Annotated in this window: 10 protein-coding genes; 1 reads left to right on the forward strand and 9 read right to left on the reverse strand. The window is 70.4% G+C overall.

Annotation, left to right across the window (positions count from 1 at the left end; all coding sequences use genetic code 11):
* Nucleotides 1–31 precede the first annotated feature (31 nt).
* Genes IE242_RS16365 through IE242_RS16375 form a run of 3 tightly spaced genes read right to left on the reverse strand, consistent with a single transcriptional unit; the run spans nucleotide 32 to nucleotide 4,535 of the window.
* Complete coding sequence (locus IE242_RS16365) at nucleotides 32–835, reverse strand: HAD family hydrolase (protein ID WP_189859764.1); 804 nt, start codon at nucleotides 833–835, stop codon at nucleotides 32–34.
* Nucleotides 835–3,327: a phosphoribosyltransferase gene (locus tag IE242_RS16370; RefSeq protein ID WP_189859766.1), complete on the reverse strand. Its 2,493-nt coding sequence runs from the start codon at nucleotides 3,325–3,327 to the stop codon at nucleotides 835–837. Before IE242_RS16370 ends, IE242_RS16365 begins: the two co-directional genes overlap by 1 nt.
* Nucleotides 3,328–3,368: 41 nt before the next feature.
* A complete protein-coding gene (locus IE242_RS16375) occupies nucleotides 3,369–4,535 on the reverse strand; it encodes an HpcH/HpaI aldolase/citrate lyase family protein (RefSeq protein WP_189859768.1) in 1,167 nt (388 codons plus the stop codon).
* Nucleotides 4,536–4,760: 225 nt separating this feature from the next.
* On the opposite strand from IE242_RS16375, the gene IE242_RS16380 reads away from it, so the two are divergent.
* A complete protein-coding gene (locus tag IE242_RS16380) occupies nucleotides 4,761–5,642 on the forward strand; it encodes a TerD family protein (RefSeq protein ID WP_189859770.1) in 882 nt (293 codons plus the stop codon).
* 26 nt (nucleotides 5,643–5,668) lie between these two features.
* Here the strand turns inward: IE242_RS16380 and IE242_RS16385 are convergent, their stop codons facing one another.
* The 6 genes from IE242_RS16385 to IE242_RS16410 all read right to left on the reverse strand — a co-directional run bounded on the left by IE242_RS16385 (nucleotide 5,669) and on the right by IE242_RS16410 (nucleotide 10,572).
* Nucleotides 5,669–6,406 carry a TerD family protein gene (locus IE242_RS16385; RefSeq protein WP_189859772.1) on the reverse strand — a complete coding sequence of 246 codons (738 nt, stop codon included), beginning with the start codon at nucleotides 6,404–6,406 and terminating at the stop codon, nucleotides 5,669–5,671.
* 121 nt (nucleotides 6,407–6,527) lie between these two features.
* Nucleotides 6,528–7,670 (reverse strand): DUF475 domain-containing protein, encoded by a 1,143-nt coding sequence (locus IE242_RS16390; RefSeq protein ID WP_189859774.1) that lies wholly within the window; start codon nucleotides 7,668–7,670, stop codon nucleotides 6,528–6,530.
* A 49-nt stretch (nucleotides 7,671–7,719) separates the two neighbouring features.
* A complete protein-coding gene (locus IE242_RS16395) occupies nucleotides 7,720–8,295 on the reverse strand; it encodes a TerD family protein (protein WP_189859776.1) in 576 nt (191 codons plus the stop codon).
* A gap of 232 nt (nucleotides 8,296–8,527) precedes the next feature.
* On the reverse strand, nucleotides 8,528–9,103 hold the full coding sequence (locus IE242_RS16400; RefSeq protein WP_189859778.1) for a TerD family protein: 576 nt from the start codon (nucleotides 9,101–9,103) through the stop codon (nucleotides 8,528–8,530).
* A 111-nt stretch (nucleotides 9,104–9,214) separates the two neighbouring features.
* Nucleotides 9,215–9,673 carry a peroxiredoxin gene (locus IE242_RS16405; protein ID WP_189859780.1) on the reverse strand — a complete coding sequence of 153 codons (459 nt, stop codon included), beginning with the start codon at nucleotides 9,671–9,673 and terminating at the stop codon, nucleotides 9,215–9,217.
* 461 nt (nucleotides 9,674–10,134) lie between these two features.
* Nucleotides 10,135–10,572: a DUF3052 domain-containing protein gene (locus IE242_RS16410; RefSeq protein WP_189859782.1), complete on the reverse strand. Its 438-nt coding sequence runs from the start codon at nucleotides 10,570–10,572 to the stop codon at nucleotides 10,135–10,137.
* Between the last annotated feature and the right edge of the window lie 138 nt (nucleotides 10,573–10,710).

Here is a 10,710-nt window from a genome sequence, read left to right on the forward strand (position 1 = left end):
CGCCACCCCCTGCCGGCAGGCCCTGACACCCCTACCGGCAGGCCTTGAGGAACTCCCGCAGTATCCGCTCCCCCGCGGCCACCCCCCGTTCCGGCAGCGGGGTGACCGTGGGCGCCACCCAGCCGGTCTCGGCCAGCTCGCCGTGCCCCGGACGCCAGCCGCGGTCCGCCGCCAGCAGCAGATCGGCGTCCAGCAGGGAGTCCCCGGCCGCGAGCGTCAGCCCGGCGCCGGTGCGCCGGGCCACCTCCCGCATCGCCGCGCTCTTGGTGAGCGGCTTCGGTACGACGTAGATCTTGCGGCCCTGGAGCGAGACCGTCCAGCCGCGGTTCTCGGCCCAGACCGCGAGCTCCTTGACCCAGTCCTCGGGCAGCAGTTCACGCTCGACGACGAGATACGCGAACAGGTCCTCCGCCACCCGGTGCTTGCGCACCCAGAGCGGGTCGGCGGTGGCCTCCATGCGGGCGCGCACCTCGTCCAGCGGGGCGCACTCGTCGGCGAGGCGGGACAGCACCCGCGCGTGCCAGTCCGGGTCCGAGACGCCGTCCACGAGCAGATGACCGCCGTTCGCGCAGATCGCGTACGCCGGCGCGGGACCCGGCAGGTTGATCCGCCCGTACTGCTCGCGCGTCCGGGTCGTGGTCGGCACGAACACCGCCGCGTCCCCGAGTTCGGCGAGCAGTGCGGCCGAGGCCTCCGTCATGTACGACAGCGGCTCGCTGCCGTACACCTCCACGCACAGCAGCCGCGGTGCCTCCGCGTCCGGCGCGGTGAGCGCCAGCGCGGCGGACGAGTAGATGAGCGTACGGTCGAGGTCGCTCGCCACCAGGACGGCCATCAGACGGCCACCGCCTTCCCGTCGGCGCCGGTGGCGCCCCGTGTGTACTGAGGGTGGATCAGTCCCACACAGGTGTACGGGAGACCGTCGACCTCCTCCACCGGCACCCCGCGCTGTTCGGCCAGCAGACGTACGTGGTCCAGGTCGGCGCCCGCCCCGGTCCGGGCGAGGATCTTCCAGGGGACGCGGCGCAGCAGGACGCGTGTCGTCTCGCCGACGCCCGGCTTGACGAGGTTGACGTCGTGGATGCCGTACTCCTCGCTGATCCGCTCGACGGCCGCCCAGCCCTCCCAGGTGGGGGTGCGGTCGGCGGAGAGGAGTTCCTTGGCCTTGGCGTCCACCTCGTCGGCGACCTCGGTGAACCGGGCGGAGACGGCGTCCAGGAAGTCGTTCGAGACGTCGGCGCCGGCGAGTTCGCGGTAGAACTTCGCGCCGTGGAAGTCGTCCGGGCCGACCAGGTCCGCGCGCAGCACGGTGCGCGAGACCAGGCCGGAGACCGTGGAGTTGAGGCAGGCGGAGGGGATGAGGAAGTCCTCGCGGGTGCCGTAGGTGCGCACGCAGGCGCCCGGGTCGGCGAGGACCGCGATCTCCGGGTCGAAGCCGGTGATGCCGTCGGACGCCTCGAAGTCCCGGACCGCCGCCGCGAGTTCCCGCGTGATGGCGCCCTTGCCGGTCCAGCCGTCGACGAACACGACGTCGGCCGGGTCGTACCGCTTCGCCAGCCAGCGCAGCGCGTTGGCGTCGATGCCCCGGCCGCGGACGATGGAGACGGCGTAGTGCGGCAGGTCGAACCCGTGCCGGTGCCGGGCCCAGCGGCGCATCAGGACGCCGACAGGCGTGCCCGCGCGCGCGAGCGAGACGAGCACGGGCCGCGACGACCGCCGCGCCCGCTCGGCAAGCACGGTCTCGGTGACGACGCCCACCGCCTGGGCGATCCGTGCGGCGGAGACGTCCAGGGCGCTGCGGAAGAGCGCCTGGTACCGCTCGCTGGGCTGGTACTCCACCGGCAGCGACTCCGCGTAGTGCGCGCCCCCGCGCTGGATCGCCTCCTCGCGCTCCTCGGTCGGCGCCTCCAGGGTGACGTCCGAGAGGTCCTGCAGCAGCCAGCCGACCTCGTCGGGTGCGTACGAGGAGAAGGCGGGGCCGCGGAGGGGCTCGGGCAGCATGGAGGGCCTTTCGGGAGCATGCGCGGGGGCGTGCGGAGGCGCGGGGACGTACGACGGGACGACCGCGAGCAGGACGTGCGGGACATGTGCGGCCAGCCGGGCCACGAGACCGTCGGGGGCGTGCAGGGCGGGGGTGTCGGCGGCCGAGTCGACGACGGCGACGACCGCGTCGAAGCCGGCACCCGCGACGTTGTAGGCGTAGCGCTCGCCGGGGCCGTCGGCGGGGTCGTCGTGGGCGGGGAAGACGATGCGGCTGCGGATCGCGTAGCCCGGGTCGTCGACCGCGAGGACGGGTGAGCGGGTGGTGGTGGAATAGCGCACCTCGGCGCCGGTGCCGCCGATCTGCCGTTCCAGCTCCACGGCGAGCCGCAGCGGCGCGTACATCAGCTCCTCGAAGCCGAGCACGAGCACACGTCTCGCGTCCGCCGGCAGGGCGTCCCCGATGCGGGCGGCCATGGCGGGCAGGGCGCTCTCCAGGGCCGTACGGTGCCGGGGGGTGAAGCCGTGGCGTCCGCCGTCGGGGAGGCCGCGGGGCCAGTCCAGCTCGACACGGGTGACGCGCGGTGCGGCACCGTCCGGGACGGACACACCGGCAGCGGCTCCGCCACCGGCCGCCGCCTCCTGCTCAGCCACCAGCGCCTGCCCCTTCTCCAGCACCCCCTCCGGCAGCCGTACGGTCCCCGAGGCCGCCGTCACCAGGTCCACGCGGGCGCCGATCTCGCGCGCGAACTCCGTAAGGCGCCCGAGGTCCGCCGCCGACCGCATGTCGACCAGCGCCACGATCACGTACCGCCCGCGCGGATAGCGGCCGTGCAGCTCGCGGATGGTGTTCAGGACGGTGTTGCCGGTGGAGAACTCGTCGTCCACCAGCACCAGCGGGCCGTCGCCCGCGAGCAGCGCCGGGTCCTCCGGCAGCAGCAGATGGGAGGTGGCGTGGGAGTGGGACTCCTCGAAGCCGCCGGCCCGGGCGACACCCTCGACGGGCCGCCGGGTCGAGTGCAGGCAGGGCGCGAGGCCCACGCCGTCGGCGACCGAGTGGCCGAGGCCGGTGGCCGTCTCGGCGTACCCGAGGACGACGGCCGCGGCCGCCTCCTCGTCGCCGAGCAGCTCGCGCACCCGGCGGCCGAGGGCGACGCCGTACCCGTACACGACGGACGGCGACTGGGGCACGTGCTTGCCGAGCACGTTGGACACCAGCAGGTGCGCACGCTTGGGGTTGCGTCTCAGCGCGAGTCCCAGCAGGTCGCGCAGCCGGTCGTCACCGGCCAGTTCGACACCGAGCCGCTCGGCGACCCAGTTCCCGGTCCAGACCTCGTTCTTGTTCATCGATGTCTTCGTCAGAGCTTTCCTCGTCGGAGCTTTCTTCGTCAGACCCTGAGCCCCGCCGCCAGCAGTTCCACGAAGCCGATGTCCTCGCCGGCGACGCCGAAGACCTCGGCGCGCTGCAGCACGCGCTCGGCCCAGGCGCGGTGCGGCTTCACCTCGTTCATCTTGTTCGTGTACGCGGACCGCAGGACGCCTCCGCCACCGCGCTCGGGCCGGAGGATGTCCTGCGCGTCGCTGAACTCCTCGTGGCTGACCACGGACAGGGCGTGCACGGGGAGCACGTGCGAGGGGTGGATGCAGGTCTTGCCGAGGAGGCCGTTCGCCTGGTCCAGGGCGACCTCCCGCAGCAGGCCGTCCATCGCGTGTTCGAGCAGCGTGTCACGGAGGTCCACGGCCCGCTGCTCCCGGAAGGGGCTGTGCCGCAGCTGCGGTTTGAACATGCGCTCCGAGACACGGAAGTACTCCCACACGGGCCCGGTGACCGTGAAGCCGGTACCGTCCGCCCGCCCGAGGACGTTGACCACGTCCGCGATCACGGAGGCCACGATCTGCACGTCGTACGCGGTCATGTCGGGCGCCCGGCGCAGCGCGTACGAGGAGCAGAAGTCGGTGACGCCGAGGCGGAGCGCGAGCACCCGGTCGCGGTACTTGTCGACCGTGCGGAAGATGCCCTGCAGGGCCGCGGCGCGGGTCTCCAGGTACAGCAGGTCGGGCGACTCCAGCACGGGCATCGCGAACAGCCGCCGCCCGCAGGCGGCCTCGGCCGCGGTGAGCGCCTCCAGGAAGGGCACGCCCCGCTCCTCGGTGAACTTCGGCAGCACGAACCCGGACAGCAGCCGTACGTCCGCGCCGAGCCGCCGTACGAGGTCCGGTATCTGCTCGGGGGTGCGGACCCGGATGAACAGCAGGGGCAGTTCGGCGCCCGGCCTGGCGGCGAGGTCGGCGAACTGCCGGACGAGGTTCTCCTCGGCGCCGGGAACCTCGCCGTCGTCGATGGAGTCCTCCAGGCACAGCACCATGGAGACCACGCCGCGTCCGGCCTGTTTGATCACGTCGTCGGCCAGCCGCGGCCGGGTGGCCGGGCTGTAGAGAGTGGCCCCGAGGGCTGCCGCGAGCACGCGGGCCGGGGAGTCGGCGGTGAAGACGGCCGGCTCCCGGTGGAAGAGGCGCTGACGCTCCTCAGGGGCGAGATGCCCGAAATGACGCATATAAATCCCTGTGCGGCTGGTCGGCCGGTCGAACGAGTGGCCGGTAATAGTACGTTCGGTTCCCTGTCGGTAGTTCCCGCAGCGCATGAAATCCCGGTTACGCGGGCCTGCACAGCCCTGCCGCGGGCCTGCCCGCCCGGGTCGCGCCCGTCAGCCCGGCCCGGGCCTCCGGAAGTACCTCTACCCGCGTTGTCGTGACCAGGACCGACAGGGCAGGATGACCGCATGACGCACGCGATGCTGAAGGGATCGAACGTCCCGCTGGACGTCACGGCGGTGCGCGCCGTACTGCGCTGGACGACCGGACAGGGCGTCCCGGACGTCGACGCCTCGGCGCTGCTCCTCGGCTCCGACGGCCGCGTACGGTCCGACGAGGACTTCGTCTTCTACAACCAGCCGCGTCATCCTTCCGGCAAGGTCTGGCGGCTCGGCAAGAAGCGCGTCGCCGAGGGCCTGACGGACACGATCCAGACGGATCTGGCCGGTGTCGAGCCCGCCGTCGGACAGATTCTGCTGGTCGCCTCGGCCGACGACGTCACCTTCGACCGCGTACGGTCCCTGCGCATCCTGCTGTACGACGCCACCGTCGCCGACGCGGAGCCGCTGGCCTACTTCGACATCACACCGGAGACCGGCGAGGAGACCGCGCTGATCTGCGGGGAGCTGTACCGGCGCGGCGGCGGCTGGAAGTTCCGCGCGCTCGGCGAGGGCTACACCAACGGTCTGCAGGGGCTCGCGGTGGACTACGGGATCTCGGTGGACGAGACCGAGGCGGCCGCCACCGCCCCGGCCTCCGAGACCCAGGTCCCGGACGTCTCGGTACCGCTGCCGCCGGAGCAGTCGACGGCCGCGGTGCCCGCACAGCCGGCGGCGTACGGCTACCCCCTGGCGCCGCCGGCCCCTCCGGCCCAGCCGCCCGCCCAGCCCGCGTACGGCTACCCGCAGCCGACGGGCCAGCACACGAGCCCGCCCGCGTACGGCTATCCGCACCCCCAGCAACCGCCCGCGACGGCGGCCCCGGCCTACGGCTACCCGCAGGCGACGAGCTCGCTACCGGACCCGGACTTCGAGCTCCCGCCCCAGGGCCCGCAGTTCATCGGCCGCTAGGGGAAGGCACCCCGCCGGACACGGCGTCAGCGCTCGGCCTTCGACTTGTAGCCACGCCCCCACTGCAGTCCCCACCCGTACAACCGGTCCAGCTCCCCCTGGAAGCCGTACACGAACTTCACCTCGCGGCGGACGACGATCTCGCCCTTGACGTTCTCGATCATCACCACCGCGCAGGAGCGCGCCTGCGGCTGGCGCTCGTCGAGGCTGACCTCGATCCGCGGACCGTTGCTCGGATAGAGCGTGACGGCGGCCTGGGTGCGGTCGAAGGCCGGGGTCTGGTCGTAGATGTAGACGAACACCAGGAGCCGCTTGATGTCGTCCCGGTGGTCGAGGTTGACGTAGACCGTCTCGCCGGACCCGGAGCCGAACCGGTCGTCGCCGCTGAGCTTCACGTACGGCGGGGCGTTGGTGTCGCCCAGAAAGCCGCCGAGCGGCTGCACCACGCCCTTGCTGCCGTCCTTGAGCTCGTACATGACACCGAGGTCGAGGTCCACGTTGACCATGCTCTGGGTGTGGCCCTGGACCTCCTGCGGCCTGAGTGCCTGGAAGGGATGGCGCAGCAGGCTGGCGCGCCTGGGGCCGCCTATGTCGGAGGTGCGCATCCGCCAGGACAGGTTGATGCGCAGATGGCCGGTCTCGGCGCCCTGTTTGGTGAGCGAGATCCGCTGGTTCCGCTTGGTGAGCTCGATCGCGTTGGTCGCCGCGTTGCCGGCGTCGTACTCGGCCGCTCGGCCGCCGCGCAAACTGTCCAGGAAACCCATCTTCCGCCCCCCACCCCGCTGTCCGTCTGTGTCCTGTATAGGCGGTGACGCCGCGGGGCGGCCACCGAGGACTGCTCCTCGGTGGCCGCCCCGCACGAAGCGTTCCTCACCCGGGACGGGTTCACACCCCGGAGGAGATCTCCGCCTTGGAGGACTCGGCGTTCCCCTCCGCGGCCGCCAGCCTCTTGTTGCGGCGGACGGAGGACCAGAAGGAGGCGCCGATCAGGACCACGCCGATCAGGCCGGTGATGATCTCGTTGATCTCGTACTGGATGGTGACCAGCAGAATCACGGCGAGGGCGCCGATCGCGTAGTGCGCGCCGTGCTCGAGGTAGACGTAGTCGTCGAGGGTGCCCTGGCGGACCAGGTAGACGGTGAGCGAGCGGACGTACATGGCGCCGATACCCAGACCGAGCGCCATCAGCACGATGTCGTTGGTGATGGCGAAGGCACCGATGACGCCGTCGAAGGAGAACGACGCGTCCAGGACCTCCAGGTAGAGGAACATGAAGAAGGCGGCCTTGCCGGCCAGCCTGACGGCCGAGACCGGCTTGCCCTGGCGCTTGGCGGCTTCCTCCTCCTCGTGCTCGCGCTCCTCCTCTTCCTCCAGCTTGTCCTCAAAGAAGCCGGACAGACCGCCCACGACCATGTAGGTGATCAGGCCCGCGATGCCGGAGAGCAGAACCGTCTCCGCCTTGTCGACGTGGGCGCCGCCGTGCTGGTGGGCGTGGGCGGCGAAGGTCATCGAGGTGATCAGCAGCACGATCAGGGCGATGCACGCCGACAGCATGTCGATCTTGCCCAGCTTGGCCAGCGGCCGCTCCAGCCAGGCGAGCCACTTGTGCTCGCGCTCCTCGAACACGAAGTCCAGGAAGATCATCAGCAGGAACATGCCACCGAACGCCGCGATCGCCGGATGCGCGTCGGTCACGTACTGCTGGTACAGGTCCTTGTCGGTGAGGGCGAGGTCGACGGCGTCGATCGGGTTCAGCTGCGCGCTGATGGCGACGATGACGACGGGGAAGACCAGCCGCATACCGAAGACCGCGATCAGAATGCCGATGGTGAGGAAGATCTTCTGCCAGAAGGCATTCATCTTCTTCAGAATTCCGGCGTTGACCACCGCGTTGTCGAAGGACAGCGAGATCTCGAGGATGGACAGGATCGCCACGATGCCGAAGGCCGCCCACCCCCCGTAGAACACCGCTGCGACCAGGCCGAGCGCGGTGACCGCGAACGACCAGCCGAAGGTTTTCAGTACCACTGGCTACCCAATCGTATGTGTACGGGGTTCCCCCGCGCCGTGCGCGGCTTTACGAAACATTGACCCCGAAGTCTAGAGCGATGCCCCGAAGGCCCGACGCGTACCCCTGTCCGACAGCACGGAACTTCCACTCGCCGCCATGGCGGTAAACCTCGCCGAAGATCATCGCGGTCTCGGTGGAGGCGTCCTCGCTCAGGTCGTAGCGGGCCAGTTCCTGCCCGTCGGCCTGGTTGACGACCCGGATGAAGGCGTTGCTGATCTGCCCGAAGGCCTGGCCGCGCTCGTCGGCGGCATGGATGGAGACCGGGAAGACGATCCGGTCGCAGTCCGCCGGCACCTGCGACAGGTCGACCACGATGGACTCGTCGTCGCCGTCGCCCTCACCGGTGAGGTTGTCACCGGTGTGCTCCACGGAACCGTCCGGGCTCGTGAGGTTGTTGTAGAAGACGAACCACTCGTCGCCGAGGACCCGGCCGCCGCCGCACAGCAGGGCGCTGGCGTCCAGGTCGAAGTCGGCGCCCGTGGTGGTGCGGACGTCCCAGCCGAGCCCGATCATCACCTTGGTGAGATTCGGTGCGGCCTTGGAGAGGGAGACATTGCCTCCCTTGGCGAGCGTGACGCCCATGGTGCTGGTCCTCCCCGCGTGGATCTGTTCTTCTTGCTTCGGCTTCGTTCGACCCTGTCCGGTTTTTCCCTGGTTCCGTTCGGTCTGCCGCTTCCGGGTTTGCGCTTCGCTCCGGCGCAGCATCCTGCCGAGAGCACGTCCGGCGCCGCACTCGACGAAGTCGACGAGAGTCGATGGAATCGACAGATCGACGGGGTGCGGCGCCGGACGGAACGTGCCTCGTACAGGACGGTCAGACGTTCACTCCGAAGTCCTGGGCGATGCCGCGCAGGCCTGACGCGTATCCCTGCCCGATGGCGCGGAACTTCCACTCCGCACCGTGGCGGTAGAGCTCGCCGAAGACCATGGCGGTCTCGGTGGAGGCGTCCTCGGAGAGGTCGTAACGGGCGATCTCGGCGCCGCCCGCCTGGTTGACGACGCGGATGAACGCGTTGCGCACCTGGCCGAAGGACTGCTGGCGGTTCTCGGCGTCGTAGATGGAGACCGGGAAGACGATCTTCTCGATCTCGGCCGGGACGCCGGCGAGGTCGACCTTGATCTGCTCGTCGTCGCCCTCGCCCTCACCGGTGAGGTTGTCACCGGTGTGCTCGACCGAGCCGTCGGGGCTCTTGAGGTTGTTGAAGAAGATGAAGTTCTGGTCGTTGCCGACCTTGCCGGAGGCGTCCAGCAGCAGGGCGCTGGCGTCCAGGTCGAAGTCGGTGCCGGTCGTGGTGCGGACGTCCCACCCCAGACCGATGATGACCGCGGTCAGGCCCGGGGCCTCCTTGGTCAGGGATACGTTGCCGCCCTTGCTGAGGCTGACTCCCACGAGTCCTCCCATTGGTGTCCAGGGGCGGAAGCCCCGTCGTGCGTGCCATCAGATCAACGTGTCGATCCTAGTGACGGGTTCCCGCCCGTCGCAGGCCCTGAGACCGAAGAATCACAGGGTGTCGAGGGCCTTGACGTACTCGTCGATGTCGCGGGCGTTCGGGAGGTCGTTGACGACGCTCCACCGGACGACGCCCTCCTTGTCGATGATGAAGGTGCCGCGGACCGCGCAGCCCTTGTCCTCGTCGAAGACGCCGTACGCGCGCGAGATCTCGCCGTGCGGCCAGAAGTCGGAGAGCAGCGGGTACTCCAGGCCCTCCTGCTCGGCGAAGACGCGCAGGGTGTGGATGGAGTCGTTGGAGACGGCGAGCAGCTGGGTGTCCTCGTTGACGAACGTCGGGAGGTTGTCCCGGAGCTCGCACAGCTCGCCGGTGCACACGCCGGTGAAGGCGAACGGGTAGAAGAGCAGCACCACGTTCTTCGCGCCGCGGTAGTCCGAGAGCTTCACGGTGGCGCCGTGGTTGTCCTTCAGCTCGAACTCGGGAGCCTTCTCCCCGACCTGAATCGCCATGATCGTGCGTTCCCTTCCGTCTGTCCGTTCCGGCCGATGACCACCCTACGCAGCGGTCTGCCCACCTCATGGAGGGGCCACCCCCCGAGACGGACGGTGGTCGGGGGAACGGGAACGGGAACGGAAGGATCAGCCGGCCGGGCGACCGGCGGCGGCCCGGCGGCCGAGGCACGGCATGCGGGCCGAACGGGAACCCGGGCCGGCGGGACGCCGGCCCGGTGTACATGCTGCGGGCCGTACAGGCGCCGCAGCCACGGCCTCAGCCACACACAGCCCGGCCGCCGCGCACGGGCTCACGGAGACCGGGGCACGACCCTGCGAAGCGGCCGGGAAGGACCACGGAGCACACCGCGAACCGGTCCACGACGCGGGCGTCCCGGGGGCCGCTCGGGGCACGGCCCAGGGGCCGGGCAGGGCCGGGGCTCAGCAGCCCCGGTGTGCCCGGCCCGCCCGGCGGAGCGTCACCGCTTCGCCTTGGCCGCCTTCGGGGTCACCAGCCGGCTGCCGCTCCAGTCCTTGCCGACGCTGACGCTCTTCGACGCGGACAGGCCGGCGGTCGTCGCGGCCTCCGAGATGTCGCTCGGCTCCACGTAGCCGTCGCGGCCCGTCTTCGGCGTCAGCAGCAGGATCGAGCCACCCTCTTCGATGTACGTGGTGGCGTCCACCAGCACATCCGTCAGGTCGCCGTCATCGTCGCGGAACCACAGCAACACAGCATCGGCCACGTCGTCGTAGTCCTCGTCGACGAGCTCGCCGCCGATGACGTCCTCAATGGCCTCGCGGAGCTCCTGGTCGACGTCGTCGTCGAAGCCGATCTCCTGGACCACCTGCTCGGGCTGGAACCCCAGCCTCGCGGCAGGGTTCGTCCGCTCCTCCGCGTGGTCCGCGGTCGCGCTCACGGGTTGCCTCCTGATCATGTTCGGGTGGGGTCTCCCCCGGGGAAGTTCAGCCACGCGCGTACGCGAAGCATTGGCCGTAGTCCACACGGGCGGGACGGATCGCGCAAGTACCCAGCCTTCGAGACCGCCGAAACGGTG

It is taken from the genome of Streptomyces poonensis, from assembly GCF_014650915.1.
Taxonomy (GTDB): Bacteria; Actinomycetota; Actinomycetes; order Streptomycetales; family Streptomycetaceae; genus Streptomyces; species Streptomyces poonensis.

What these genes read in the sequence shown, in the direction of transcription:
- IE242_RS16405 (WP_189859780.1), bottom strand. Translation starts at nt 9,673, where the DNA reads ATGGCGATTCAGGTCGGGGAGAAGGCTCCCGAGTTCGAGCTGAAGGAC.
- IE242_RS16375 (WP_189859768.1), bottom strand. Translation starts at nt 4,535, where the DNA reads ATGCGTCATTTCGGGCATCTCGCCCCTGAGGAGCGTCAGCGCCTCTTC.
- IE242_RS16395 (WP_189859776.1), bottom strand. Translation starts at nt 8,295, where the DNA reads ATGGGCGTCACGCTCGCCAAGGGAGGCAATGTCTCCCTCTCCAAGGCC.
- IE242_RS16380 (WP_189859770.1), top strand. Translation starts at nt 4,761, where the DNA reads ATGACGCACGCGATGCTGAAGGGATCGAACGTCCCGCTGGACGTCACG.
- IE242_RS16370 (WP_189859766.1), bottom strand. Translation starts at nt 3,327, where the DNA reads ATGAACAAGAACGAGGTCTGGACCGGGAACTGGGTCGCCGAGCGGCTC.
- IE242_RS16385 (WP_189859772.1), bottom strand. Translation starts at nt 6,406, where the DNA reads ATGGGTTTCCTGGACAGTTTGCGCGGCGGCCGAGCGGCCGAGTACGAC.
- IE242_RS16365 (WP_189859764.1), bottom strand. Translation starts at nt 835, where the DNA reads ATGGCCGTCCTGGTGGCGAGCGACCTCGACCGTACGCTCATCTACTCG.